The sequence below is a fragment of the Nonomuraea sp. NPDC050536 genome, from assembly GCF_044457685.1.
Classification (GTDB): domain Bacteria; phylum Actinomycetota; class Actinomycetes; order Streptosporangiales; family Streptosporangiaceae; genus Nonomuraea.
The window spans coordinates 43,523-69,026 of sequence record NZ_JBITHD010000021.1; the positions used below are offsets into that span (position 1 = coordinate 43,523).

Sequence of the window (25,504 nt, forward strand, 5' to 3'; positions counted from 1 at the left end):
GGTGGTCCCATCCAGCGCGCCCTCCGGCCTTCGGCGGTGAGCCCAAAATATAGGAAATTTCGGAGCTGGGGAGCCGACCCTGGATGAATTCAGTAAAAGGCTGCGAGCGTCGCTCGCATTCCGCCGACGAACCGCTCGCCCAGGGGCGTCAGGCGGCCGGAGTCCAGCAGGATGCGGGCACCGTCGAGGGTGGCGGAATGCCATCGCGCGAATTCGTCCTCCCGGCGTGTTCTCCAGAAATCCGTGACCGCTATATGCGCATATGTCCCCTGAAGGATGGCTTCCAGCGGGCGCGGGTCGTCCCGCCATGCCACGCGATAGCGGGGCTCGGGCTCGCGTCGGATCGTCAGCTCGAACAGGTCGAGCACCGCGCCCAGCTTCACGTGCTGGAACTCGTGCATGAGCAGCTTGGCCAGGCTCTCCGGGCTGCCCGGCCTGGCCACCGCGACGGCGCCGAACGCGTGCCGCGCCGTCGAGCTGCGCTCGGCCCCGCCTGGAGCCAGCGGGGTGATCGTGGTCAGCCCGGCGGCGAGCGCGTCCGCGTACTCGGGCGGGATCAGCTCGAAGGCGTCGCCGAGCATGGACTGCCATGCCTGGATCTCCTGTTCGGGCAGGCGGGAGGCAGGGGGCCAGTGGTGGCAGTCCCGCCACGGGTCGAGGTCCTCGATCCGCACACGCAGGCCGTGTGTGGTGAGCGTGCGGACGGGCTCCCAGCCCGCGCCTGCCGTCACGATCCCGTCCTCGCCGGTCTCAACGCGGACGGGTTCACCGGGCGCGACCGTCATGCGGCCCACGGTCGGGAAGTAGATCGCGCCCTCGGGGTCAGGCTGGATCGTCAGGGCGCCGGCGAGCCCCGCGCGGGCCAGACCGGCCACCGCCAGCCTGGCCAGGTAGCCGGGATCCTTGCCGGGAGGCGCGAGGTGGTCGAGCACCCACACCCGGAAGTACGGATGCAGCAGCAGGTCGGCGAGGATGTCGGGGCGTGCCCGCTCGATCCGGTTGAGCTCCCGCCAGGCCTCGGCGTCCGACCTGTGCACCGCCGCTGCCAGCCCTCGGGCGATACTGAGCTGAGCCTGAGCCAGCGCGGTGATCGCCGCGGCCGAGCCGTACCCTTCGGACAGCTCGTCGAGATGGCGCGCGAGCAGCGTGTGCAAGGGCGGTGGGGTCCCCGCCCGCGCCTCGATGTGGGTGATGAGCCCGAGCAGGTCTGCGCAGTAGACCGACGGGTTGGCGAAGCCGTTCGCCGTCGAGTGCCGGTGTGCGTAGAGCCCGCCGCCGCAGATCCCGACCACAGGACATTCCCGGCAGGTCTCGCACAACCCCTCGATCCCGGTACGGCGGGCCACGATGCCGGGGTGGGTGACCGCCGCGTCGAACCCGGTGTCCGTGAGGCTGAACCCGGTGGCGGGGGCGCCGTCGTAGGCGGTCTTCAGCGAGTCGGCCTGCTCCAGCGAGCCGTCGGTCTCGACCACGATGAGATCGGTGGGTTCGAGCCCGATCGCCTCGGTCCTGCTCGGCTCTCCCCTGAGGCGGCCCAGCACGGAATCGAACAGCCGGATGCCCATCGGGCGCCCGTCGCGCACCCACCTGTCGAAGATCTTGATGAGCCAGGCTGCGTAGTCGCCCGGCCGGCCCGGCGGCGGGTGGTCGTGGGTGGCGTGCGGGAGCAGCAGGTCGATCCTGGGCGGTTCGAGTGCCAGCAGCGCCTCGTAGACGGCGATCGGGTCGTTGGCCAGGTCGATCGTGCACAGCAGGCCCGCGTACCCGCCCGGATACCGCGCCCTGAGCAGGTCGATGGCCCGGAGCACCGCGGCGTGACTGCTCCGGCCGTCGGCATAGCGGCGGTGCAGGTCGTTGGCCTCTCGGTCGCCGTCGAGCGAGATGCCGACCCGCACGCCGTACCTGGCGAACAGCTCGCAGAACTCCTCGCCCAGGCGCACGCCGTTGGTGTGCACCTGCAGGACCGGATCGCACACCGGATCGAGCGCCGCGCGCAGCGCGCCGAGGACGGCCTCCAGCCCGGCGACGCCCGCCAGCAGCGGCTCGCCGCCGTGCAGCGTCACGTGGACCCGGTCGAGCCCGTGGCTCGTGACGTGCTCGGCGATGCGCGCGGCGACCAGGCGGGCGGTCTGCTCCGACATCCTGATCGGCTTGGCCCGCCAGCTCTGGTCGGCGTGCTCGTAGACGTAGCAGTGGTCGCAGGCCAGATCGCAGCGGCTGTGCACCTTCAGCACGAACTGCCGGAACGGCGGTCCCACAGCCCTGAGCCGGTCAGATGCTGGAGTTGAACGCCGCGACCTGCCCCTCGTCATGGGCGAGCCGGAACCTGTCGAGCAGCGTCGCGACGTCCGCGTCGTCGATCCCGGAGAGCGTGACCCCGTTCAGATTCGCCAGCGACGACACGATCCCTGACTCATCACCATTGCCGTTCATTAGCCGTCCTTTGTCGGGAAGAGCGGTAAATGACATGGCTCTAGGTGATTACGTACCTGGCTTCTGCCCCGCTGGCAAGAGTGGACGGACGCCGGATTTAATCGGTTGTGTCCCTCCGGGGCGTCCCCCTATCGTCATGGGCATGCGCCTTTACCTGTGATTCGCCGAGATCAGCCCACCCGCCCGACCAGACGCGGCAGCTGAGCTTGTCGACCGGCCACGGCCGCGTCGAGAGTCCCGTAAAGGAGCCATGCTTTATGCGAGTTCGTTCAGGCAAGAAGACCAACAAGTCCGACCTTCCGCGCCAGATGCCCAAGGTCCCGCAGCGGCCGATCGCGCCGCCGCGTCGCATCCCGCAGAAGGGCCGCTGATCTACTACCAGGATGGTAGTAAATCGCGGGCGCGCGTCCCGAAACGCCACGGGACCCCCGCAAACGACGGCGCCCCGGCCTCACACCGAGACCGGGGCGCCGTTCGCCGTCAACGGGTCAGAGCCGCTCGATGATCGTGACGTTGGCCTGGCCGCCGCCCTCGCACATCGTCTGCAGGCCGTACCGCTTGCCGGTGCGCTCCAGCTCGTGCAGCAGCTTGGTCATCAGGATCGCGCCGGTGCCGCCCAGCGGGTGGCCGAGCGCGATCGCGCCGCCGTTGGGGTTGACGCGCGCCGGGTCGGCGCCGAGCTCCTTGATCCAGGCCAGCGGGACCGGGGCGAACGCCTCGTTGATCTCCACGACGTCGATGTCGTCGATGGAGATGCCGGCCTTCTTCAGCGCCCGCTGCGTCGCCGGGATCGGCGCCGTCAGCATGAACACCGGGTCGTCGCCCATCAGCGCGAGCTGGTGGATCCGCGCCCGCGGGGTGAGCCCGTGGTCCTTGACCGCCTGCTCGGAGGCGATCAGCACCGCGCCCGAGCCGTCGGAGATCTGCGAGGCCGTGGCCGCGGTGATCTGGCCGCCCTCCTTGAGGGTCTTGAGACCCGCCATCTTCTCCAGCGTCGTGTCGGGACGCGGGCCCTCGTCGTCCTCGACGCCGTTTACGGGCGCGATCTGGTCCTTGAAGTAGCCGTTCGCGATGGCCTTGGCCGCGCGCTGGTGGGACTCGAAGGCGAACTGCTCCAGCTCGTCGCGCTTGAAGCCCCACTTCTCGCACATCAGCTCGGCGCCGCGGAACTGGGAGATCTCCTGCTTGCCGTACCTTTCGACCCACATGTCGCCGAAGGGGAACGGCATGCCCTTCTCCAGGGCCGCGGTGATCGACGAGCCCATCGGCACGATGCTCATCGACTCGACGCCCGCGGCCACCACCAGGTCCTGCGTACCGGACATGACGCCCTGCGCGGCGAAGTGGATCGACTGCTGTGAGGAGCCGCACTGCCTGTCGATCGTGACGCCGGCGGTGGTCTCCGGCAGGCCCGCGCTCAGCCAGGCGTTGCGCGCGATGTCCATGCTCTGGGGGCCGAACTGCATGACGCACCCCATGACGACGTCCTCCACCGCCGCGGGGTCCACGCCGGTGCGGTCGACCAGCGCCTTCAGCGTGTGAGCGGCCAGGTCAGTGGGGTGGACGGTGGACAGGCCGCCCTTCTTCTTGCCGACCGGGGTGCGGACCGCCCCGACGATGTACGCCTCTGCCACAGTGCCTCCATGGAAAACCGAGCAATATTCGGTTACTCATGGAGCGTACAACAGAATGCTATTCCGGAGGGAGGAGGTCCCCCTCCGCCTCGATCCTGAACCGCCACCGGTCCACCGGCACGCCGTTCAACCTGTCGGCCAGCTCGAGCGCCAGCGCGCCCAGCTTGGCCTGGTCCTCCCCGCGCAGCTCGATCGCCGTCAGCTCGGTCGCGAAAGGCACCAGCTCCTGTACGGCGGGCGGCCCCTCCTTCTGCGGCACCACCACCGCCCGGACCCCGTCACCCTCGAAGACGAACTCCTCCTCGCCGGGTTCCAGCGGCGCCAGATCCGTGGGCCTCTCCGGCACGATCACCGCCGGGCCGCCCCTGCCCTCGACGTCGGCCGGGTCGCTCACCTCGCCCCGGCAGACGGCCAGCCCGCCCAGCCGGAAGGCGATGCCCTCCGCCAGGAAGCGGTCGAAGTAGTCGAACGGGAGCGGCCCCTCGGCACTCACGCGGCACGCCCACACGCGGTCCAGCTCACCGCCCACCAGGTCCGTCTCGGCCTGCTCCGGGGCGTGCACCCGGACGTCGGCCGCCACGATGTCGTCGCCGTCCGCCCTGGCCTCCGGATCGGCCAGCCGTACGATGCGCAGCAGCTCATCCCTGGACGGCCTGGTGCGCATCGCGGCCGTCGGGCCGGTACGCAATCTCCGCTTCGCCATCCAGCCCATGTCGCGCCCTCCGGGTGTCAGCCTCGATAGGAGCTCGTCATCGTCGCATAGACGATGATGTTGTCTTTGTAGTGACCGATCGTGCGGTCGTACGTGCCGCCGCACGTGATCAGGTGTAGCTGAGCGTTCGTCTGGTTGCCGTAAACACGCTGGGTCGGGAACGTCTTCTTGCTCGCCTGCTCCACACCGCCGACCGTGAAGACCGCGGTGAGGCCGTCCTGGCGCTTGACCTCGATGGTGTCGCCATTCCGGATCTCCCACAACTTGCTGAAGACCGCGCCCGTGGTCCTGGTGTCCTTGTGCCCCAGGATGATCGCGGGACCCGCCTCACCCGGGGTGGACATCTCCCGATACCACCCGGCCAGGTTGGCCTTTTCCACCGGCGGCACCTCGATCGTGCCGTCCTTGGCCAGCCCGATCGACTCGATGGGCGCGCTGATGCCGAGCCGCTTGACCACGATCCGCTTCGGCGTCGACGGCATCAACGGCGGCGCCGGCACCAGCGCGGGCAGCGGCGGCGGCACGGTCGGGGCGGCCTTGAACAGCGCCTGCTGCGGCATCCCGCTCGGCTGCGCGGCCAACTGCAGCTGATCGCGTCCGCCGCTGTCCAGCCCGTACTCGCCGGGCGACTTGATCACGATCAGCAACCCCGCCACCACCGCCACAACTCCGGCGACGGCGGTCAGGATCAGCGCACCCTTCAGCCCCACCCCGGGTCAGCCCTTACCGAGCCCACGGCGCCGCAGCACGAGCCCTCCCGCCCCAGCGCCCAGAATCAGCAGGGAGCCGACCAGCATGAACACCCGCCCATCAGGCCCGATCTCCCCACCCCCACCAGTCTCGGCCCCCGCCTTCGGCGTCTTGGAGCTCTTCTTGGTCGGCGTAGCCGTAACAAACCTCGTCGTGGTCTTGGTGGGCTTGGGCGTGTGCGTAGTCGTGGGCGTGCTGGAGCTGGTGCTGGAGTTGGTGGGCGTCGACGAGCTGGAGCTACCGGCGGTCACGGAGAACGTGTAGGTCTTGAGCTCCGAGTCGTTTTGAACAATGCACTCAATCATGGGCTGGTTGCCGGTCGACGCGTTCGAGCCGAAGTTGAGCTTCCCGGGCTTCACGGTCACCGTACCCACAGTGCTGGGCATCGCCCTGAGACTCACCGTGCCCGACGACGGCAGCGGAATCGTCGCGTTAGGCGTGATCGTGCCGAGGGTTCCCTCACCTGTAGCCGAGGTGAGTCCGCTGATTCCGGTCATCGTGGCATAGGCGAAGATCTTTGGAGTCAGCGTGCCCGTACTCGGCGCCTTCAGCTCGTAGCCGGTCTCGTAGGTGCCGCTCCAACCGATACTGAACTGCTGATTCGTCTGGGCGCTCGTGGGCGGGGTCAGGGTCGTCTTGATCTTGACCGTCTGCCCGATCGTGTCCGTGCTGCCAGCCGTGCACTTGTACGTGACGACATCGATCCCGGTCCCACCGCCGCCCGAACCGGCTTGCACGGTCAGCTTCAGATCGCCAGGCTTGATCGTGACCGATCCGGTGCTGCCGGTCGTGGGGCTGACCTTGTACTTCACCGTCGTCGCCGGAACGCTCGTCGGCTGCGACGTCGTGATCGCTCCGCCCTGCTTGGCGCCCGCATCGGTGACGGTGCCGTTGGTCACGGTCAGCTTCCCGTCGACCTGCATCGTCGACGCCGCGGTGACCGCGGTCGCCAGGGTCAGCTGCGGGATGGCCAGCGAAACGTCGAACGAGCTACCGGACTGCACCGAGTCGACCGAAACACTGAGGTCCACCGTCGGCGAGCCCGTGATCGCGGTGCCCGTGCAGGTGTAGACGATGTGCTTCGGCCCCTTGTCACCGCCCGTGCCGGTGCCGATCGGCACAGTGACGCTGTCCATGGACGTGGTCGTACACGTCGACACGGGATCGACTAACGCCTGCGCAGGGGATGAAACAGCCAGCGCCGCGCCGGTGAACAGGAGAAGCGTGCTTACGATCCCCAAGGCAGAAGTCTTCTGGGCGAGGCGGCGCCGCGCCTTGGACGTCAGCACTGTCCATCTCCGTTTCAGCGCAGGTTCAACAGGCGTACCAGGATTGCAGCTGTTGGTCACGGTTGGGTTGAGAACATACGAACTCCGTCTGTAAATATCCTCCGAGCTATAAAGCCGTCATCAAATCAGTACTTCATCGAACGCCGCCGGACCAGGGCCCCCGCGCCAGCCGGGGTTAGCCCTTCTTCTTGGAGAGGGTGGCGTAGACGATGATGTTGTCGGAGAAGCTGTGGGTGGTCTTGTTGTAGACGCCGCCGCAGGTGATGAGGCGGAGCTGGGCGTTGCTGGTGTTGCCGTAGACCCTGGCCGTGGGGAAGGAGTTCTTGCTGGCCTGCTCCACACCGCTGACCGTGAAGCGGGTGACCTTGCCGTCCGATCGGTAGACGTAGATCTGGTTGCCCTTGGCCAGTTCGTGCAGGCGGTAGAAGACGGCACTTCCCCGCTTGGTGCTGACGTGGCCGTTGATGATCGCGGGGCCGAGCTCTCCGGGGACGGGGCTGAAGCGGTACCAGCCCGTCCGGTTGGGCTTGCCCAGCGGCGGCGTGTCCAGGGCGCCCTGGATGTCGACCGTCACGGGCCCGATGGGGGCGTTGACCTTGATGGCCGGGATCTTGATGCGCGTGGGCGTGGCCCGCTTGGTCTTGGTCTTGGCGGGCGGGATGGGCGGCACGATCGGCGCCGCGGCGGCCGGCGGCGGGGCGTCCAGGCGGGCGGGCATCAGCGGGACGTTCTTGCCGCCGGGTCCGACGGTCGGCGGCAGGTCGTAGGCTCCGGCGTTCTGGATCTGCACGGTGCTGCCCTGCGGCTGCGGCCCGGGCCCCGAGCCGTCGTCGACCTTGGGGGCGAGCGACAGCAGGCCGACCATGATGGCGCCCACGCCGCCGAGCGAGCCGGCGATCAGCAGGCCGGGCAGGACCTTGTTCGTTGACGTTTTCATCGGGTCATCCCTCCGGCGTGCTCGGCCCGGCGCCGCCGTAGCAGCAGGCCGCCGGTCGCGCTGCCCATGAGCAGCACGGATCCTCCCGCGATCAGGGCGTACGGCTGCCGCCCCTGCTCGGGCGCCTCCCCGGTCTCGACGCCGCCCTTGGGCGTCTTGGCCACCTGCGCCTTGACGTACTTGGTGGAGGTCGGGCTGGCGGTGGCCGTCACGGTCTTGGTCCCGGTGGCCCTGGGCAGCACGATCACCTGTCCCATCCCGTTCGTGGCGGTCGCGGTCGGGGTGCCGACGTGCCCCGGGGAGGAGGTCGTCGTGGTCGGGGTGCTCGTGGGCGTGCCCGTCGTCGTCGGCGTGACCGAGTTCGTGGGCGTCGGCGAGGTGGGCGTGGCGCCGGGCACCGTGATGTCGATCGAGCCCGGGTCGTTGATCAGCGTGCAGCTCGCCTGGTCGTGCAGCGGCGGCTCGGTGAGCTCACCGGTGACCACCTTGACGGCGTCCACGTAGGCAGTGCCGGCTTCGGCGTTCTCGATCTCGATGGAGTGCGGGCCGTACGGCAGCTCGGGCGAGGTCCAGAGCGTCTCTTGGGCCTTGGTGCCGGTCATCGGGGTGCCGTTGGCGTCCTTGCCGGGCTCCACCAGGCCGTCGGTGACCGGGTGACCGTCGAGAAGAATCCGGATCTTGCTGAGGTCACGCTCGCGGCGGCTGATGTAGGAGACCTGTGTCCCCGTGAAGTCCAGCTTGGCCACCGCACCCAGGTCGGCGGTCTTGTGCAGGTCGTTGAGGTAGTCGCCGAACTCGGCCTCGGTGTTCTCACGCGTCCAGGTGCCGCCGGGGTAGGCGAGCTTGTGGTTGTTCACCATCACCTCGCCCTTGGCCGGCGTGAACCGTACGGCGAGCGCGCCAGGCGTGACCCGGATGGTCCCTGGCCGCTGCACCGAGCCCGCGTCGGAGAGCCCGTCGGGCAGCACGAGCTGGGCCCCGGGCACGAGGGCGTCCTGCGCCTTGCCGCCCTTGGGCCGCAGCTGGCCGTTCCACGCGCCGACGATGTCCACGATGCCTTCGAGGTTCAGCTGGGACCCCTTGGCGAAGAAGCCCGGAGAGCCGAACCGGCGATTGCCCAGGTACTTCAGCGACCACCCGACGTTCAGCATCCCGCCTTCGGCCAGCTTGGGCGTGATCAGCGCCTCGAGCTGGACGCCCTCGGTTCCGGCGACCCCGCCGGTGCAGTTGTACTTCGCCACGAGGGATGCCTCGGCGTGGCCGGGGGACATCGAGATCGATAAGGCGGCGGATGCCGCGACGCCGACCGTTGCGGCGATCAACGCTTTGCGCCACCGACTCACGGCACACACTCCAGATCACCCAATAGACCGAAGGTAGATCTTAGGGTCCAACCACCGCGATAGAGGTCAAAAAGGCGCGTCGTCCAACACTTGTGATGAACCCGTAGCCACCTGATGCGCTCAGCAAGGACACCAGCAGGGCCACGTTGGCCTGCCACGGCGGAGCCGGGTTCGATGACGATCTTCGTGCGGTCGCCAAGAAGGGAGAGCACGCGCTGGTCGGCCTCGGGGACCTCTACGCCTAGAAGAGCTGTCACAACCCGCGCGCGACCGGGTATACCTTCGGGTAACAGAATCAGGTTCTGGAGGCGCCCGTATGCAGCGAGACCTCTTCGACGAGGAGCACCTGCTCTTCAAGGAGACCGTGCGTGAGTTCCTGGCCCGCGAGGTCGTCCCCCACCACGCCGCGTGGGAGAAGGACGGCATCGTGCCGAGGGAGGTCTGGAAGAAGGCCGGCGAGCTCGGCATGTTCGGCTTCTCCGTCCCCGAGGAGTACGGCGGGGCGGGCATCACCGACTTCCGCTACAACACGGTCATCCTGGAGGAGATCACCAGGGCGGGCGCAAGCGGGCTCGGCTTCTCGCTGCACAACGACGTGATCGCGCCCTACCTGGTCGAGCTGACCGACGAGGAGCAGAAGCAGCGCTGGCTGCCCGGCTTCGCCTCGGGCGAGCTGATCACCGCCATCGCGATGACGGAGCCGGGAGCCGGCAGCGACCTGCAGGGCATCAGAACCACCGCGGTCCGCGAGGACGACCACTATGTGGTCAACGGCCAGAAGACGTTCATCACCAACGGCATCAACGCCGACCTGGTGATCGTGGTCGCCAAGACCGACCCGGAGCAGGGCGCCAGGGGCACCACGCTGCTGGTCGTCGAGCGCGGCATGGAGGGCTTCCAGCGGGGCCGCAACCTGGACAAGATCGGCATGAAGGCGCAGGACACGGCCGAGCTGTTCTTCGAGAACGTACGCGTCCCCGCCGCCAACGTGCTCGGCAAGCAGGAGGGCCAGGGCTTCATCCAGCTGATGAACAACCTTCCGCAGGAGCGCATGTCGATCGCGGTGGGCGCGGTCGCGGCGGCGGAAGCCGTACTGGAGGAGACCATCGAGTACTGCCGGACACGACAGGCCTTCGGCCGAAATATCGGGAAGTTTCAGAACACCCGGTTCGTCCTCGCCGAGCTGGCCACCGAGACCGAGATCGCCCGGCACTACGTCGACAAGTGCATCCAGGCGCTCAACGCCAGGCAACTCACCGTGGTCGACGCCGCCAAGGCCAAGTGGTGGACCACCGAGCTGCAGAACCGGGTCATCGACCGCTGCCTCCAACTGCACGGCGGCTACGGCTACATGCTGGAGTACCCGGTCGCCAAGGCCTGGATGGACAGCCGGGTCCAGACCATCTACGGCGGCACCACCGAGATCATGAAGGAGATCATCGGCCGCTCCTTCGGCTTCTAGCCTCGAAGGCCTGCTGGGCCTCGGCCAGCCCGGGATGCAGCCCGCGCAGCATCACAGCCTGCGCCTCCGAGGCGGCTTCCTCGGCGGCCCGCACGGCGGCGACTACCGCGTCACCCAGCGCGGGCCCGTCGAGGCGCCGCTTGCTCATGGCGCTGATCTCGAGCGCGAGCAGGTTGCCGACGGCATCCACGTTCGCCACGACGCCGCCCCGATCGCCCTGTCCGGTGAAGTGCCGCTCGCTCCACTCATCGACCAGTTCATCCATGGTCGGTCTCCCTCAGCGCGGCGTCGAAGAACGCCTCAAGCGGGTCACCGGTGGGACTGCCTCCGCCGCCCATGGCCTGCACCGCCGCATCGACACCCTCCGCCATCGCCACGCGCGCGGCCTCGATGGCCTCCCGTACGGCACCCGACAGCGCGACGTGGTCGAGGTCGCGCATCGCCCGGCCCGCGATGTCCACGCTCAGCAGCCGCCCGGAGCCGGACACGGTGGCCGCCACGCCGCCGGTCGCGTCACGCCCGGTCACCTTCTGTTCCTCCAGCTCGCGCAGCGCGCCGGAGAACGCCTCGACCATGCCCTCGATCTGGCCGAGCAGCCCGTGCAGATCGCCGCCGGTCATTTCTTGTCCTCTTCGAGCGGCGTCCAGAGGCTGATGTCGGTCACGTTCGGATCCATGTGCAGCTCACGGGGGCCGACGGCGGGGTTGCCCATCAGATAGAAGATCCCGGTGAGATCGGTGAGCTTCAGCTCCAGATCGTTGAGCTCGCTCTGGTACTTGTTGAAGGTGTCGGCGAACTGCTTCACCATATTGGCCGCCGCCCCCAGGAAGATCACGGACTGGGACAGCAGGGCGACCCTCCCGACCGGGTGGGCGCTGAACTTCAGCAGGGCACGGAAGACCGGCGCGGCGGTGGCCGCCAGCGCCAGAGCCGAGAAGTCATAGGTCAGCACCTCCTTGTACTGGTTGTTCATCGTGCCGCTCATCTCCTTGGCGATGGCGGCGAGCTGGTCGAACATGCCGATCAGCTTGAACCGGAGATACTGCTGGAAGATCTCGACGGCATGCCCCCGCCAGGCGGGCGCGACATCGCTGAAGTAGCTCAGCCACACATCCCATGCGGCCCCTTTGAGCCCCTCCAGCTGCGCCTTCCATTCCTCGCGCCGATCGCTGAAGAGCACGGGATTGCCGAGGTTCGACACGACGGCCAGCAAGAGCACCGCGCCCGCGACCCCGAACCCGGCGGTGCTGAGGCCGACCTTGATCGGGTTGCTGTGACCGCGGATGTCCTCGAGCAGCTTCTTGAAGTCGAACGCCTGCTTGGCCGTGGCCTTGCCCATGACCGAAGGGCTGGCGATCTTGCCGTCGGTGCCGAAGGTGACGGTGTTGACGATCTTTCCGTCCGCGCCGTAGATGTGCATCTGCCTCGGCGCCGACGCGGCCGGGTCGTCAGGGAAGTTCAGCTTGGCCATGGCAGCCTCTCAGGCCCGGGAGTGATCGACGGCGCGCTCGGCCGCCCCATGGGCGGTGCGGTAGCGGGCGGCCACGGAGGCCAGCTTCTTGGAGTCGTCCTCCAGCACCTCGCGAAGCAGGCGGGCGCAGTCGGACCAGGTGTCGGCGATGCGGTTGAGCCGGTTGACGAACAGCAGTCCGATCACGGGCACCCCGGCGCCCGGCGCCAGGTTCCAGCCTTCGAAGCGAGGCGTGCTCCGCTCGAGCCCGTGCATGGTCACCGACGCCATGGACATCACGCGGGAAAAGGTCTCGATGTTGCCGGTCGCGACCGCGTAGCCCTGGTTGCCGTCCAGCTTCGCGCGTGTCGGCACGGGCTCGCTCGGCCGCAGGTTGTCAGGCAGGCCCGCCAGGATGTCGTCGGACACCGACACCCCCTTCCATGTGATCATCTGAAGATCAGTGCACAACATACTCCATGTGGCACAATCCCGGCCCATGAGGCGGCCGAGCGTCAAACCGGAACATCAGCCCCGTCTCCTCCCAAACGGTGACATACGCATCGGCGGGGAGATCCACGGGCTGGCCGCCGAGATCGAGGACCCGACCGGCCTGGCCTGGCAGGCGCTTCAACTCATGGACGGCACCCGCACCACGGACGAGATCATCTGCCGTCTCCCCGGATCGGAGGAGGTCGTCCAGGCGCTGCTCGCCTCCGGGCACATCGAGGAGGCAGCCGCCGACTCGCCGGACCTCACGGCGGCCGAGCAGGACCGCTACGCCCGCAACCTCGACTACTTCCGCTGGACCGACCTGACCCCCCGCGACACCCCGTGGGAGCTCCAGCTGCGCCTCAAGCGGGCCAAGGTCCTCGTGCTCGGCCTGGGCGGCGTCGGCACCCACGCCGCCCGTGCGTTGGCCGCCGCCGGTGTCGGCGCCCTGCACTGCCTCGACCCCGACACCGTGGAGCCGTCCAATCTCAACAGGCAGCTGTACGGCGAGCAGGACGTGGGCCGTGGAAAGGCCGAGGCGACCGTCGAGGCCCTCCGAGCCGTGAACTCCGGCATCCAGGTCACCGGAGCCGCCACCCGGATCACCACTGCCGAGGAACTGATCGAGGCGACCACCGGTTTCGACGTGCTGGCCCTGTGCGCCGACGAGCCGAAGGGCCCCGACGGCATCCGTCACTGGGCGGACCGGGCGGGCATCCCGTGGGCGGGAGGCGGGTACACGGGCCCGATGGTGTCCGTGGGCGTCTTCGCCCCCGGATATCCCTGTTACGCCTGCCTGCTGGCCGAGGGCGAGCGCCGCGGCGTCTACGCCGACCACGGCTGGCCCGGCGTGCTGTCGACCTCGGCGGGCCTGGCGGGCCTGATGACCGCGCAGGCGGTGATCTCCCTGATCACCGGCGTCCCCGACACCGCGCCCGGTTACGCCTACGGGATCAACCTCGCCTGCCCCGGCGACATCACGTTCGTCCGGCCGACACCGCGTGACGGGTGTGAAATTTGCGGCCTTGACAGGCAGATGTGGTGATTCATACTTTCGTGAGTCAATCTCATACTCAGGAGGTCCCATGGCACAACCTGAAGAGATCGTCCCCGCTCTTCCGGACCTGGACGAGCGGGAATCCACGGTGAAGATCAGGATTCGCCGGCTGGACAGGACCGAGACCACGGGCTGGCCCCTCAGCAACAGCATCGGAAACTGACGCGGACGGTGGGCGCGTGCCCCCTGCGCGCCCACCCCGTCCGACAGACTCCGCGCGCGCCATGACTTAGCACCGCATACTGGACAGCATGGGCGGCGCCATCCTCCTCGTCTTCCTTGCTCTCCTGTTCGCTTGGGCACTCAACCGCGTGCGCGGCAAGCTCAGGCTCGGACCGGTGGGCTACGCGGGCGTGATGATCGTCTTCATCATCGCGATGCTCCTCATCTACGGTCAGACCCTGCGCTAGCCCGGCAATCCCTCGACGAACCGGGTCAGCAGCCGGGCGAACGACGCCCGCTCCTCCTCGGTCCAGCCGGACACGGCCTCGGCGAACACCGCCTGGCGACCGGCGTGCGCCGCCTCCAGCGCCTGCCTGCCCGCGTCGGTCAGCTCGAGCAGGGCGCGGCGCCCGTCGGCCTGGTCGGCGACCCGCCTGACGAGCCCCTCCTCGACGGCCGCCGCCACCAGCCTGCTCGCCCTCGGCTGGTCGACCGACAGCGCCTCGGCCACTGCCGAGACCGTCACCGACCCGCTCTCCTCGATCACGTCGAGCACGTCGAAGTGGGGCGCCGCACCGGCCCGTTTGCCGAGCGTGCGCCTGCGCTGGCGACGGCGGATGGCCACCATCGCGCGCTCGATCGCGGCAATTTCCTTGTCTTTGTACATATAGTTGCTATTGTACATGCATGAGACCCATCGGTTATTACCTCAAGCAGCTGGACAACCTGCTGGAAGACAGCATGGAGCGCGCGCTCGACGGTGTCAGCCGTCGCGAGTGGCAGGCGCTCAACACCTACGCGACCCTGAGCGAGCGCACCGAGCAGGCCATGAGCCCCTTCGACGGGGTCGAGGAGGCCGTGGCCAAGCTGCGCGCCCGCGGCTGGCTCGACGGCGACACCCTCACCGACGCGGGCAGGCAGGCGCACACGCGCATCGCCGAGCGCGTCGCCGGCATCAGGAAGCGCACGATCGACGGCATCAGCGACGAGGAGTACCTCGCCACGGTCGGCGTGCTCAGCCGGATGTGCGACAACCTGGGCTAGCTCGCGCTACCCTCCAGGACGACCCGGGCCACCAGCTCGGGATCGTCGCTCATCGGCACGTGGCCGCAGCCCCTGAGCAGCTTGACCCGCTGGCCCGACCACTTGGCCGCCCGCACGGCCTGCCGCCGTAGCAGCAACCGGTCGTGCTCGCCCCAGGCGATCGTGATCGGCGTCTTGGGCGGCGCGGGCGGCATCAGGTCGGTGAACGAGGCCAGCGTCTCGTCGAACCCGGCCGAGGCGCCCAGCGCCTGCGTGGCGGCCACCAGCGCGGTCAGCGACATCCTGGACGGGTGGGCGACCATGATCCCGGCCGACACGGCCCGCCCGATCGGGTTCTCGGCCGTTCTGATGGCCTGGTCGGCGGGCATCGACCTGGCCGCGGCCCGGGTGGCCCGCAGCACCCTCTGGCACCACAGGAGCTCGCCGCGCGACCAGAACCCGGCTGGCGACAGCGCGGTAGCCGTACGCACCACTCCGCGCGAGGCCAGCTCCAGCGCGATGTAGCCGCCCAGCGAGTTGCCCGCGACGTGCGGCTCGCGCAGCCCCATCACCGTGCAGAACGACTCGACCGCGTCGGCGAGGGTCTCCGCGGTGTACGGCGTGCCCTCGGGAAGCCCCGGCGACACCCCGAAGCCCGGCAGGTCGACCGCGATCACATCCCGGTGCGCGGCCAGGCGGTCCATCACCGGCAACCACGCCTGCCAGTGGTGACCGATGCCATGGATGAGGATCAGCGGCGCGCCCGTGCCGCGGCGCTCGAAAGCCAGCTCCATGGCCAGCAGTGAACCACTCAGCGGCTACGGGTGGGAATCTCGAACCAGACGGCTTTGCCTTCCCTGGTGGGGCGCGATCCCCAGCGCCGCGCGAGCTGGTCGACCAGGTAGAGCCCGCGCCCGCCCTCGTCGTTCTCGCCGGCGCTGCGGATGCGGGGCAGCCGCAGGTCCTGGTCGAACACCTCGACCCAGACCGCCTCCTCGCCCCGCCGCAGCCGCAGCGTGAACTCCTTCTCCCCCACGACCTCATCCTCGAAGCCGGGCATGTCCCACGACTCCTCGAACGGCAGCGGCGGACCCTCCACGACCAGCTCCCTGCGCGGGATGCTGGCACTGGCGGCGTGCAGCACGACGTTGGTGACGACCTCGGAGACCAGCAGGCAGGCCAGCTCGGCGCGCTCCTCGGGGACGTTCCAGTTGGCGAAGGCGTCGGCCGCCATCCGCCGCGCCTCGCTGACCATGATCGGCTGGGCGGGGAACGCGCGCTCCTCCACGTCCAGGTCGGCGTCTGCCGAGCGGACGACCAGGATCGCCATGTCGTCGTCGATCTCGCCGGGCACGGCGACGGTCGCCGCGTCGGCGATCCGCTCGACGTCGGCGTCGGCCATCTTGGACAGCTTCTCGGTCAGTACGCCCAGCGTCTCGGCGTCCGTCGGCATCCTGCCGTCGCGTCCCGGGCGCCGGTCGACCAGGCCGTCGGTGTAGAGCAGCAGCGCGGCGCCCGGCGGGAGCGTGCGCGACTCCTCCTTGTAGACCAGGTCGGCGTGCAGGCCCTTGGCACGCACACCCAGCGGCTGGCCGACCTCCTCGATGTCGAGCTCGACGCACTGCCCGTCGACCAGCAGCAGCGGCGGCGCGTGGCCGGCGTTGGCGAACGACAGCTGGCGCGACCAGGCGTCGTAGACCAGGTACTGGCAGGTGACGATGGGCGGGATGCTGATGTCGGCGCCGCTGTCGTCCTGCTCCGGCGTGGCGATGATGCGGGTCCACTCGTCCAGCCTGGCCAGGATGTCGGCGGGCGACTTGTCGTCCTGGGCGAAGGCACGCAGCGCGGCCCGTAGCTGGCCCATGATGGCGGCGGCCTTGGCGCCGCGGCCCTCCACGTCGCCGATGACGATGCCGACCCGGCCCGCGCTGAGCGGGATCACGTCGTACCAGTCGCCGCCCACCTGGGTCTGGATGCCCTGACCGTGGCTGGCCAGCGGCGCCGCCGGGTAGTAGCGGACCGCGATCTCCAGGCCGTCGAGCTGGGGCAGCGCGCGCGGCAGCAGGTGCTTCTGGAACGACTCGGCGGTGTGCCGCTCCTCCTCGAACAGCAGCGCGTTGTCGATGGCCAGGGCCACCCGGGTGCCGATCGCACCGACGAAGTCGCGGTCGAAGGCGTCGTAGTGCGGGCTGCGCCGGTCGGTCAGGTTGGACAGGCCCAGGTACATCAGGCCGAGCGTCTCGCCGCGCACGCACAGCGGCGCCACGATGGCCGAGGTCATGCCGACCTCGCCGCACAACTTGGCGCTGCCCTCGCTGGGGCTGGGGAAGCTGGACGCGGCGAAGTCCTCGACGATGATCGTCTCCTGGCGGCGCAGCGCGGTGTCGGCGTAGTGGCCGGTCGGATAGCGGATCTCGGCGCCCACCGGCATCCAGGTGCCGGGCGGCGGGTCCCAGCCCTGCACGTGCTGCGACACCCGGCGCACCAGCCGGTCGCCCTCCATCAACTCGATGAAGCAGTGGTCGGCGAACTGCGGGACCAGCATCTCGGCGACCCGCTTGAGCGTCTCCTCCACGTAGAGGGAGCCGGCCAGCCGCTCGCCGATGCGCTCGAGCAGGCCGAAGCGGTCCTTCTCGCGCTCGTTGCTGCGCATGGCCTCGCGGGCGGTGATGACGATGCCGGTCACCGAGCCGGACTCGTGCCGCAGAGGCACGGCCTGGGCGCGGACGTAGATCATCGTCCCGTCGCCCCTGCGCACGTCGAACGTGCCCTCCCACACGCCGCCCTTGAGCACGTGCTTGGCCAGCTCGATGGCCAGCGGGTGGTCCTTCTCCATGATGCCGAGGGAAAGGACCGAGGTGTCGCGCTGGGCGGGCTTCCCGCCGGGACGGCCGAACAGCTTCTCCGCGAAGGGGTTCCAGTAGAGGAGGTTGCTGAACCGGTCGGTCACGACGACGGCCATCTCGGCGTGGTCCAGGACGGCCCCGGCGGCCAGGTGATCAGCCGCGTCCTGTGACAGATCCCCCCAACGTTTCATCCGGAGACCACTCCTCGGGGAGGCATGTGCGAAAAGCGAACCACGGGCGCTCCTGCAACAGTGATGACCTGAGCGGAGAGGAGGGTCTCCTTGTTGGGATCAGTTCCTCGTGACGAAAACGTGCGCGGCAACCTCACGCGGAAGCTCCGCGGGAATGCTGTTCGCGTCTTCGTCACCTGTCACCCGCACACCGTCGTCGCTCGCCGCGAGCGTCACCTCGCGTCCGGGTTGTATCCCAACTTGCTTGAGTTTAAGCATCACAGCGGGATCGCTTTGCACTTGTTCGCTAATTCGCCGGACCACGACGGGTATATCTCTGGGTCCCGCAAGGTCGGACATCGAGGTGAGGGTGCTCTCCGGCCCTTCGGGGACCTCCTGAGCGCCCAGCTCACCGAGGCCGGGGATGGGGTTTCCGTGCGGGCACGTGGTGGGGTTGTCGAGCAGGGTGACCAGGCGGGTCTCCACCGACTCCGACATGACGTGCTCCCAGCGGCACGCCTCGATGTGCACCTCTTCCCAGGGAAGCCCGATGACCTGGGTCAGCAGGCACTCGGCGAGGCGGTGCTTGCGCATGACGCGGGTGGCCAGGGTGCGGCCGAGGTCCGTCATCGCCAGGTGACGGTCACCTTCCACCTTCACCAGGCCGTCACGCTCCATGCGGGCGACCGTCTGGCTCACGGTGGGGCCACTCTGCTGGAGCCGCTCCGCGATGCGCGCGCGGAGGGGGACGATGCCCTCCTCCTCGAGTTCGTAGATCGTGCGGAGATACATCTCCGTGGTGTCGATCAGGCCGTGTGCGGTCAAGGCTCCTCCCATCTGAATGCTACGCCGGTCGTGGCGGGGACTGAGCCCGTCGGCCTCGGGCACAGGAGTAACACAAGACCCTATTGGGAGAACGACCAACGATGGCAAAGGATGGCAACAACGGGGCTGCCCCGTTCCTTCCCGACCAGCGGAGTCTGACCGCGCTGCGGTCCGCCGCGGCCTGCTGCCAGGGCTGCGGGCTGTACAGGAACGCCACCCGGACGGTGTTCGGCGAGGGCCCGGCGCACGCCCGGTTCATGCTGGTCGGCGAGACGCCCGGCGACCAGGAGGACCGCAAGGGCCACCCGTTCGTGGGCCCGGCGGGCCACCTGCTCGACAGGGCGCTGGAGGAGGCCGGCATCGACCGCGCGGAGGTCTACGTGACCAACGCCGTCAAGCACTTCTCCTTCACGCTGAGGGGTAAGCGGCGCATCCACCAGCGGCCCACGGCCGCCGAGATCGACGCCTGCCAACCGTGGCTGGCGGCCGAGCTCGCCCTGGTCGAGCCGGACGTGATCGTGGTGATGGGCGCGACGGCCGCCCGCTCGCTGCTCGGCAAGGAGTTCAGGGTGACCAAGCAGCGCGGCACGCCGCTGCCGCTGGGCGAGGCGATCGCGGTCGCCACCATCCACCCCTCGGCGGTGCTGCGCGCACCGGACCGCGACGAGGCCTACGCGGGCTTCCTGGACGATCTCAGGATCGCCGCCGCTGCGCGTCGTAGTTCCTGAAGGCCGGTACGGCGAGGCCGACGAGGACGACGGCGATCGCGCAGGCGAGCCCGCCTCCCACGAACGCGCCGGTGAGCCCGAAGGCGGCGGCGGTGACGCCTGCCCGCAGGTCGCCCAGGCGCGGCCCGCCGGCGACCACGACCATGAAGACGCCCTGCAGCCGCCCGCGCATCTCGTCGGGCGCGTACAGCTGCAGGATCGACTGCCGCCACACCGACGAGATGACGTCGGCCGCGCCGCCCAGCGCCATGAACGTGACGACCAGCCACAGCTGGTGCGTGAGCCCCGCGGCGGCCACCGCCAGCCCCCACACGGCGATGACCGCGACCAGCGCCAGTCCCTGCCGCCTGACCCGGCCCACCCACCCGGAGAACAGCGCCCCGGCCACCGAGCCGATCGCCATGCCGGAGTTCAGCCAGCCCAGCGCGATCATGGAGCCGCCGAAGCTCTCGGCCGCCAGCTGCGGGAACAGGGCCCGGGGCAGGGCGAACACCATCGCGACGATGTCCACGGCGAACGACATCAGCAGCACCCGGCTGCCGGCGATGAAGCGCAATCCCTCGTAGACGGCTCTCGCGCCGGGCCTGGTCACCTCGCCGAGCGGCGGCAGGGCCGGCAGCCGGAAGGCCGCGTACAGGCTCGCGGTGAACAGCAGCGCGTCGATCGCGTAGGCCGAGGCGAATCCGCCCCAAGCCAGCACGCCGCCACCGATCATCGGCCCGACGATCGCGCCGAGGCTGTAGACCAGCGAGTTGAGCGCGTTGGCCGCGGGCACCAGCTCGGGCCCGATGATCCTGGGGATGATGGCGCCCCTGGTGGCCGAGCTGATGGCGAACCCGGTGGCGCCCAGCGCGACCGTGGCCAGCAGGAAGTAGACGTCGTCCAGCCCGATGAGCGCCTGCACCAGCACGAGCAGCGTGCTCGACCAGGCGATCAGCGAGCCGACGAGCAGCAGCTTGCGCCGGTCGACCGCGTCGGCGACGGCGCCGCCCCACAGGCCGAACACGACCAGCGGGAGCAGGTTGGCCAGGCCCAGCATGCCGACCCATAGCGAGGAGTGGGTGAGCGTCCACACCTGCTGGCTGACGGAGACGACGGTGACCGCGAGCCCGATGTGGGAGACGGCCTGGCCGATCCAGACCCGCCGGTAGGTGGGTACAGCGAGTGGCCGGGTGTCTATCAGATGACGCTTGACCAACTCCCCTATCGCCATCCAACGGAGGTTACGGGGCAAGCCTCTCCAGAACCCATCCGGGGTGGATGCGCCGGTAGCGAAGGCGGTCGTGCATCCGGTCGAGCTGCCCCTGCCAGAACTCCACCTCCGACGGGATGACCCGGAACCCGCCCCAGAAGTCGGGCACCGGCGGATCCTCCGGCCAGCGGGCGGAAAGCTCGGCGTACCTGGCGTCCAGCTCCTCCCGCGAGCGCACGACGGCGGACTGCCGGGAGGCCCACGCGCCGATGCGCGAGCCGTACGGCCTGGACTTGAAGTACTCGGCGGACTCCTCGTGCGGCACTTTGACGACCGAGCCCTCGACCCGGACCTGGCGGCGGATCGGGTGCCAGGGGAAGACGAGCGAGGCGCGGGCGTTCTCGGCCAGGTCGCGGCCCTTGCGCGACTCGTAGTTGGTGTAGAACACGAAGCCGGTCTCGTCGTAGCCCTTGAGCAGCACGGTTCTGGCACTCGGCCGGCCGCCCGCGGAGGCGGTGGCCACGATCATGGCGTTCGGCTCCGGCAGGCCCGCGGCGAGGGCCTCATGGAACCAGATGGCGAATTGCGATATCGGATCGGCGGCGACGTCGGACTCGAGCAACGGCTCACCCTCGTACGAGTGACGCAGCCCTGGAAGCGAGGTGGACTCCACGAGACGGTATTCTTGCGCGCTCAGTGGAAGATCCCACACAACACCCTCTACCTGCGGCTTTCGCGTTTCGGCGGGTCCGGAGCCCGAGCACATGCGGCAAGGGGGTTAAATTGACCCGCCGGTATCTCGACATCAAGGCATTGCCGGAACATGGCAAGAAAGGGAGGCGGCCGAGAATGTCCGACTTCAAACCCGGCCTCGAGGGCGTAGTCGCCTTCGAGACCGAGATCGCGGAACCGGACAAAGAGGGGGGCGCCCTTCGATACCGCGGCGTCGACATCGAAGAGCTGGTGGGCCGTGTCCCGTTTGGGCACGTCTGGGGCCTGCTGGTCGATAACAAGTTCCAGCCGGGGCTGCCTCCGGCGGAGCCGTACCCCATCCCCGTCCATTCCGGTGACATCCGGGTAGACGTGCAGAGCGCGCTGGCCATGCTGGCTCCGGCCTACGGATTCAAGGCGCTGCTCGACATCTCCGACGAGGAGGCCCGCGACCAGCTCGCGCGCGCCTCGGTGATGGCCCTGTCGTTCGTGGCCCAGTCGGCCCGCGGCCTGGGTCTGCCGATGGTGCCGCAGTCGCGGGTCGACGAGGCCAAGACCATCGTCGAGCGCTTCATGATCCGCTGGCGCGGCGAGCCTGACCCCAAGCACGTCAAGGCCATCGACGCCTACTGGACCTCCGCGGCCGAGCACGGCATGAACGCCTCAACGTTCACCGCCCGCGTCATCGCCTCCACCGGCGCCGACGTGGCCGCCGCGCTGTCCGGCGCCGTGGGTGCGATGTCCGGCCCGCTGCACGGAGGCGCCCCCGCCCGCGTGCTGCACATGATCGAGGGCGTCGAGCAGTTGGGCGACGCCAAGAAGTACGTCCAGTCGGAGCTCGACAAGGGCAACCGGCTGATGGGCTTCGGCCACCGCGTCTACCGTGCCGAGGACCCCCGGGCGCGCGTGCTCCGCCGTACGGCCAAGGAGCTCGACGCGCCGCGCTACGAGGTCGCCGCGGCGCTGGAGCAGGCAGCGCTCGAGGAACTGCACGCCCGCAAGCCCGACCGGGTGCTCGCCACGAACGTGGAGTACTGGGCAGCGGTAGTACTCGACTTCGCCGAGGTTCCCGCGCACATGTTCACCTCGATGTTCACCTGCGCCCGCACGGCCGGCTGGGCCGCGCACATCCTGGAGCAGAAGCGCACGGGCAGGCTCGTCCGCCCCAGCGCGAACTACATCGGTCCCGCGTCGCGCCCCCTCAGCGACGTGCCCGGTGCCGCCGAGGTCGTCGGCACCATCTGAACTGACGCGTCTCGGCCCGGGTCTCAAATCGCGGACCCGGGCCGAGTCATTCCAGCGGGCTCGGTAGGCTCAGCAAGGTGGCTGACATCGTGATTCCCGCTGACATCAAGCCCGCCGACGGCCGCTTCGGCTGCGGGCCCTCGAAGGTTCGACCCGAGCAGCTGGCCGCGCTCGCCGCCTCCGGCGCCGAGTACATGGGCACCTCCCACCGCCAGAAGCCGGTCAAATCGCTCGTCGGGCGGGTGCGGGCCGGGCTGTCCGACCTGTTCTCGCTCCCCGAGGGCTACCAGGTCGTGCTGGGCAACGGCGGCACCACCGCGTTCTGGGACATCGCGGCCTTCGGGCTGGTGCGCCAGAAGTCGCAGCACCTGTCCTTCGGCGAGTTCTCCTCGAAGTTCGGCGCGGTCACCAAGAAGGCGCCGTGGCTGTCGGAGCCGTCGGTCATCTCCTCCGAGGTCGGCACCCACCCGGTGGCCGTCGAGGAGGAGGGCGTGGACGTCTACGCGCTCACCCACAACGAGACCTCGACCGGCGTCGCGATGCCGATCAAGCGGGTCGGCTCCGACGACTCGCTGGTGCTCGTGGACGCCACCTCCGGCGCGGGCGGCCTGCCGGTCTCCATCGCGGAGACCGACGTGTACTACTTCGCGCCGCAGAAGAGCTTCGCCTCCGACGGCGGCCTGTGGATCGCGATCATGTCGCCGCGCGCGCTGGCCCGCGTCGAGGAGATCGCGGCCTCCGGGCGCTACGTGCCCGAGTTCTTCAGCCTGCCGATCGCCATCGACAACTCCGGCAAGGACCAGACCTACAACACCCCCGCCGTGGCCACGCTGTTCCTGCTGGCCGACCAGCTGGAGTGGATGAACTCCCAGGGCGGGCTGGCCTGGACGACCGCGCGCACCGCCGAGTCCTCGGGCATCCTGTACGGCTGGGCCGACAAGTCCGAGTTCGCCACGCCGTTCGCCGCGCCCGAGTACCGCTCCCAGGTCGTCGGCACGATCGACTTCGCGGACTCCGTCGACGCGGCGGCCGTCGCCAAGGCGCTGCGCGCCAACGGCATCGTCGACACCGAGCCGTACCGGAAGCTGGGCCGCAACCAGCTGCGCGTCGCGATGTTCCCGGCCATCGACCCGGCCGACATCGAGGCCCTGACGGCCTGCGTCGACTACGTGGTCGAGCGCCTCTAGTCACCTCACTCGGGAGCGCGAGCACGTCGTCAGATGACGTGCTCGCCTCGGGTGCATTTCCGTAGCTTTGAGCTGATTCCGTAGAGTTGGGGAAGAACGTTCGGATGTTACGGGGGATGTACGGGTGAGTGCCCTTCCAGATACGCGGCCGAAGGGCCTCGGCTATCTGATGTTCGCCAGCCGCTGGCTGCAGGTGCCGCTGTACCTCGGCCTCATCGTGGCCCAGGGCGTCTACGTCTGGCAGTTCATGGTCGACCTGTGGCACCTGCTCGGCGGCACCTTCCGCGGCGAGAAGGCCTTCGACGAGGTCACGGTCATGCTGTCCGTCCTCGGCCTCATCGACGTGGTGATGATCTCCAACCTGTTGATCATGGTCATCGTCGGCGGCTACGAGACGTTCGTCTCCCGCATCAACCTCAAGCACCACCCCGACGAGCCGGAGTGGTTGTCGCACGTGAACGCGAACGTCCTCAAGGTCAAGCTAGCCACCGCCATCGTCGGCATCTCGTCGGTGCACCTGCTGCAGACCTTCATCAAGGCCAGCACGACCGCGAACGACAAGATGATGTGGCAGACCATCATCCACCTGACGTTCGTCGTCTCCGCCATCGGCTTGGCCATCATCGACAAACTCCTGTCCGCTTCCCCCGCCGAGCGCACCCATCTGTAGCCGGATCTCTTACGGCAAGCCGCCCTACCGGCCGCCCGCCGCACTTCGGCTGAGGACCCGTGCCCGGCGCTTCCGGCGAGTCGGGGACGCTTTCCCGCCGTCACGGCGCACGGGATGCGACGTCGGTGGCAGGACCGAATTGCGCCAGCGCTCAGCAGGGGACGCCCATAGGGTCGAGCCATGATCCGCCATCCGCAGGGCCGGCTCGTCGACGGTCTCTGGCTGGAAGAGGAGGGATCTGGCGAGCCGGTGCTGCTGCTTTCCGGCCTCGGCCCCGCCGGGTCCCATGTGATCTTCCATCCGCACTTCGACGCGCTCGCAGTTCGCCAAGGCGACGCCGCTCATCAGGTTCTTCGACCCGGCCGCCGCCGCGCGCCTGCCCGCCCGCCGCGTGAACGCAGCGCCTACCCGCCTGCCGCCTGAACGCAACTCAGCGGGTCCCGTGCGCCGTGGCGGCGGGTGAGTGTCACCGACTCGCCGCAAGCGCCGGTCGCGGGCCCTGAGCCGAAGTACGGCGGGCGGCTGGTGGGCGTGGCCCGCCGTACAGCATCAAAGGCCCTAGAGAGCCGGAGAGATCGCTTTGCGGCGGAGCACCCAGGCGGCCACCACGCCCGCGATGAGGCCGAAGAGATGGCCCTGCCAGGAGATGCCCTGCTGGTTGGGCAGCAGTCCCCACAGGATCGAGTAGTAGGCCACGCCGATCACGATGGCCAGGACGATGTCCAGCGCCCGGCGGTCGAACAGGCCGCGCGCCAGCACGTAGCCGAAGTAGCCGAACACGAGGCCGCTCGCGCCGACGGTGATCGTGCCGGGACTGGTCAGCCAGGTGCCGAACCCGCCGAGCAGGATGATGATCGCGCTGGCCGCCAGGAACTTGCCGATACCGCGCAGCGCCGCCACGAAGCCGATGATCAGCAGCGGCAGCGAGTTGGCGATCAGGTGCGCGAAGCCGTGATGCAGGAAGGGGGCGAAGATGATCCCCGGCAGGCCGGCCGGGTTGAGGCCGACGATGCCGAACTCCTCGTCGAGGCTGCCGTTCAGCATGTAGTCGAAGATCTCGATGACCCACATGCCGGCCAGGACCACGACCATGAGCAGCAGCGCGGCGAGGGCGCCGGACAGGAGGCTGCCGGCGCCCCGCTTGACCGAGTCGAACCGAGAGGGGTCCATGCCTCAACGGTATGCG

At 69.1% G+C, this 25,504-nt stretch carries 29 protein-coding genes; 10 read left to right on the top strand and 19 right to left on the bottom strand.

What is annotated here, in order from left to right; all coding sequences use genetic code 11:
• Positions 1–89 precede the first annotated feature (89 nt).
• The 8 genes from ACIBHX_RS41170 to ACIBHX_RS41205 form a co-directional block, all read right to left on the bottom strand.
• On the bottom strand, positions 90–2,258 hold the full coding sequence (locus tag ACIBHX_RS41170) for an FxsB family cyclophane-forming radical SAM/SPASM peptide maturase (RefSeq protein ID WP_397073018.1): 2,169 nt from the start codon (positions 2,256–2,258) through the stop codon (positions 90–92).
• A 13-nt stretch (positions 2,259–2,271) separates the two neighbouring features.
• Complete coding sequence (locus ACIBHX_RS41175; protein WP_397073020.1) at positions 2,272–2,433, bottom strand: hypothetical protein; 162 nt, start codon at positions 2,431–2,433, stop codon at positions 2,272–2,274.
• 488 nt (positions 2,434–2,921) lie between these two features.
• On the bottom strand, positions 2,922–4,067 hold the full coding sequence (locus ACIBHX_RS41180) for an acetyl-CoA C-acetyltransferase (protein WP_397073021.1): 1,146 nt from the start codon (positions 4,065–4,067) through the stop codon (positions 2,922–2,924).
• A 58-nt stretch (positions 4,068–4,125) separates the two neighbouring features.
• Positions 4,126–4,770, bottom strand: a complete 645-nt coding sequence (locus ACIBHX_RS41185) for a hypothetical protein (protein WP_397073023.1) — start codon at positions 4,768–4,770, stop codon at positions 4,126–4,128.
• A 26-nt stretch (positions 4,771–4,796) separates the two neighbouring features.
• The gene (locus tag ACIBHX_RS41190) at positions 4,797–5,489 is read right to left on the bottom strand and encodes a class F sortase (protein ID WP_397073025.1); all 693 of its coding nucleotides are present in this window, start codon (positions 5,487–5,489) and stop codon (positions 4,797–4,799) included.
• Between the two features lie 6 nt (positions 5,490–5,495).
• Positions 5,496–6,818, bottom strand: coding sequence for a hypothetical protein (locus tag ACIBHX_RS41195; protein ID WP_397073027.1), 1,323 nt, complete (start codon positions 6,816–6,818; stop codon positions 5,496–5,498).
• Positions 6,819–6,993: 175 nt separating this feature from the next.
• Positions 6,994–7,755: a class F sortase gene (locus ACIBHX_RS41200; protein ID WP_397073029.1), complete on the bottom strand. Its 762-nt coding sequence runs from the start codon at positions 7,753–7,755 to the stop codon at positions 6,994–6,996.
• A complete protein-coding gene (locus ACIBHX_RS41205; RefSeq protein WP_397073031.1) occupies positions 7,752–9,098 on the bottom strand; it encodes a hypothetical protein in 1,347 nt (448 codons plus the stop codon). The genes ACIBHX_RS41200 and ACIBHX_RS41205 overlap by 4 nt, the downstream gene beginning before the upstream one ends.
• Before the next feature lie 316 nt (positions 9,099–9,414).
• Here ACIBHX_RS41205 and ACIBHX_RS41210 point away from each other — a divergent pair, with 316 nt between their 5' ends.
• Positions 9,415–10,560: an acyl-CoA dehydrogenase family protein gene (locus ACIBHX_RS41210; RefSeq protein ID WP_397073033.1), complete on the top strand. Its 1,146-nt coding sequence runs from the start codon at positions 9,415–9,417 to the stop codon at positions 10,558–10,560.
• Here ACIBHX_RS41210 and ACIBHX_RS41215 read toward each other — a convergent pair.
• From ACIBHX_RS41215 to ACIBHX_RS41230, 4 genes are read right to left on the bottom strand one after another with little or no spacing between them, the layout of a single operon-like run.
• Entirely contained in the window at positions 10,535–10,825 is a 291-nt protein-coding gene (locus tag ACIBHX_RS41215; protein ID WP_397073034.1) for a YbaB/EbfC family nucleoid-associated protein, read from the bottom strand. The genes ACIBHX_RS41210 and ACIBHX_RS41215 overlap by 26 nt on opposite strands.
• The gene (locus ACIBHX_RS41220; RefSeq protein ID WP_397073036.1) at positions 10,818–11,180 is read right to left on the bottom strand and encodes a YbaB/EbfC family nucleoid-associated protein; all 363 of its coding nucleotides are present in this window, start codon (positions 11,178–11,180) and stop codon (positions 10,818–10,820) included. The genes ACIBHX_RS41215 and ACIBHX_RS41220 overlap by 8 nt, the downstream gene beginning before the upstream one ends.
• A complete protein-coding gene (locus tag ACIBHX_RS41225) occupies positions 11,177–12,031 on the bottom strand; it encodes a hypothetical protein (protein ID WP_397073037.1) in 855 nt (284 codons plus the stop codon). The genes ACIBHX_RS41220 and ACIBHX_RS41225 overlap by 4 nt, the downstream gene beginning before the upstream one ends.
• Positions 12,032–12,040: 9 nt before the next feature.
• The gene (locus ACIBHX_RS41230) at positions 12,041–12,463 is read right to left on the bottom strand and encodes a hypothetical protein (RefSeq protein ID WP_397073039.1); all 423 of its coding nucleotides are present in this window, start codon (positions 12,461–12,463) and stop codon (positions 12,041–12,043) included.
• Between the two features lie 46 nt (positions 12,464–12,509).
• Here ACIBHX_RS41230 and ACIBHX_RS41235 point away from each other — a divergent pair, with 46 nt between their 5' ends.
• The 3 genes from ACIBHX_RS41235 (at position 12,510) to ACIBHX_RS41245 (ending at position 13,969) form a co-directional block, all read left to right on the top strand.
• On the top strand, positions 12,510–13,547 hold the full coding sequence (locus ACIBHX_RS41235; RefSeq protein ID WP_397073040.1) for a HesA/MoeB/ThiF family protein: 1,038 nt from the start codon (positions 12,510–12,512) through the stop codon (positions 13,545–13,547).
• Between the two features lie 40 nt (positions 13,548–13,587).
• Positions 13,588–13,722 (top strand): hypothetical protein, encoded by a 135-nt coding sequence (locus ACIBHX_RS41240; protein WP_397073042.1) that lies wholly within the window; start codon positions 13,588–13,590, stop codon positions 13,720–13,722.
• An 88-nt stretch (positions 13,723–13,810) separates the two neighbouring features.
• On the top strand, positions 13,811–13,969 hold the full coding sequence (locus ACIBHX_RS41245; RefSeq protein WP_214325422.1) for a hypothetical protein: 159 nt from the start codon (positions 13,811–13,813) through the stop codon (positions 13,967–13,969).
• Here ACIBHX_RS41245 and ACIBHX_RS41250 read toward each other — a convergent pair.
• Positions 13,966–14,388 carry a MarR family winged helix-turn-helix transcriptional regulator gene (locus ACIBHX_RS41250; protein WP_397073044.1) on the bottom strand — a complete coding sequence of 141 codons (423 nt, stop codon included), beginning with the start codon at positions 14,386–14,388 and terminating at the stop codon, positions 13,966–13,968. The genes ACIBHX_RS41245 and ACIBHX_RS41250 overlap by 4 nt on opposite strands.
• A 20-nt stretch (positions 14,389–14,408) precedes the next feature.
• Between ACIBHX_RS41250 and ACIBHX_RS41255 the strand changes: the two genes are divergently transcribed.
• Positions 14,409–14,765 carry a MarR family transcriptional regulator gene (locus ACIBHX_RS41255; RefSeq protein ID WP_397073046.1) on the top strand — a complete coding sequence of 119 codons (357 nt, stop codon included), beginning with the start codon at positions 14,409–14,411 and terminating at the stop codon, positions 14,763–14,765.
• On the opposite strand, the gene ACIBHX_RS41260 is transcribed toward ACIBHX_RS41255, so the two are convergent.
• From ACIBHX_RS41260 to ACIBHX_RS41270, 3 genes are all read right to left on the bottom strand, one after another.
• Complete coding sequence (locus ACIBHX_RS41260; RefSeq protein WP_397073048.1) at positions 14,762–15,538, bottom strand: alpha/beta fold hydrolase; 777 nt, start codon at positions 15,536–15,538, stop codon at positions 14,762–14,764. The genes ACIBHX_RS41255 and ACIBHX_RS41260 overlap by 4 nt on opposite strands.
• 17 nt (positions 15,539–15,555) lie before the next feature.
• On the bottom strand, positions 15,556–17,781 hold the full coding sequence (locus tag ACIBHX_RS41265) for a SpoIIE family protein phosphatase (RefSeq protein ID WP_397073050.1): 2,226 nt from the start codon (positions 17,779–17,781) through the stop codon (positions 15,556–15,558).
• Positions 17,782–17,880: 99 nt separating this feature from the next.
• Positions 17,881–18,585: a metal-dependent transcriptional regulator gene (locus ACIBHX_RS41270; protein ID WP_397073233.1), complete on the bottom strand. Its 705-nt coding sequence runs from the start codon at positions 18,583–18,585 to the stop codon at positions 17,881–17,883.
• A 101-nt stretch (positions 18,586–18,686) separates the two neighbouring features.
• Between ACIBHX_RS41270 and ACIBHX_RS41275 the strand changes: the two genes are divergently transcribed.
• Positions 18,687–19,313, top strand: coding sequence for a UdgX family uracil-DNA binding protein (locus ACIBHX_RS41275; RefSeq protein WP_397073052.1), 627 nt, complete (start codon positions 18,687–18,689; stop codon positions 19,311–19,313).
• On the opposite strand, the gene ACIBHX_RS41280 is transcribed toward ACIBHX_RS41275, so the two are convergent.
• Both ACIBHX_RS41280 and pdxH read right to left on the bottom strand, forming a co-directional pair.
• Positions 19,279–20,526, bottom strand: a complete 1,248-nt coding sequence (locus ACIBHX_RS41280; protein WP_397073054.1) for an MFS transporter — start codon at positions 20,524–20,526, stop codon at positions 19,279–19,281. The two genes, ACIBHX_RS41275 and ACIBHX_RS41280, sit on opposite strands and share 35 nt — an antisense overlap.
• Before the next feature lie 10 nt (positions 20,527–20,536).
• Positions 20,537–21,178, bottom strand: coding sequence for a pyridoxamine 5'-phosphate oxidase (gene pdxH / locus ACIBHX_RS41285; RefSeq protein ID WP_397073055.1), 642 nt, complete (start codon positions 21,176–21,178; stop codon positions 20,537–20,539).
• A gap of 176 nt (positions 21,179–21,354) precedes the next feature.
• Between pdxH and ACIBHX_RS41290 the strand changes: the two genes are divergently transcribed.
• The 4 genes from ACIBHX_RS41290 (at position 21,355) to ACIBHX_RS41305 (ending at position 24,741) form a co-directional block, all read left to right on the top strand.
• A complete protein-coding gene (locus ACIBHX_RS41290) occupies positions 21,355–22,461 on the top strand; it encodes a citrate synthase 2 (RefSeq protein WP_397073057.1) in 1,107 nt (368 codons plus the stop codon).
• Between the two features lie 77 nt (positions 22,462–22,538).
• A complete protein-coding gene (gene serC / locus ACIBHX_RS41295) occupies positions 22,539–23,648 on the top strand; it encodes a phosphoserine transaminase (protein ID WP_397073058.1) in 1,110 nt (369 codons plus the stop codon).
• A gap of 124 nt (positions 23,649–23,772) precedes the next feature.
• Complete coding sequence (locus tag ACIBHX_RS41300) at positions 23,773–24,318, top strand: TIGR00645 family protein (RefSeq protein WP_397073060.1); 546 nt, start codon at positions 23,773–23,775, stop codon at positions 24,316–24,318.
• 180 nt (positions 24,319–24,498) lie between these two features.
• Entirely contained in the window at positions 24,499–24,741 is a 243-nt protein-coding gene (locus ACIBHX_RS41305; protein ID WP_397073062.1) for a hypothetical protein, read from the top strand.
• Between the two features lie 135 nt (positions 24,742–24,876).
• Here ACIBHX_RS41305 and ACIBHX_RS41310 read toward each other — a convergent pair whose 3' ends face one another.
• Positions 24,877–25,488: a rhomboid family intramembrane serine protease gene (locus tag ACIBHX_RS41310; RefSeq protein ID WP_397073063.1), complete on the bottom strand. Its 612-nt coding sequence runs from the start codon at positions 25,486–25,488 to the stop codon at positions 24,877–24,879.
• Positions 25,489–25,504: the final 16 nt, after the last annotated feature.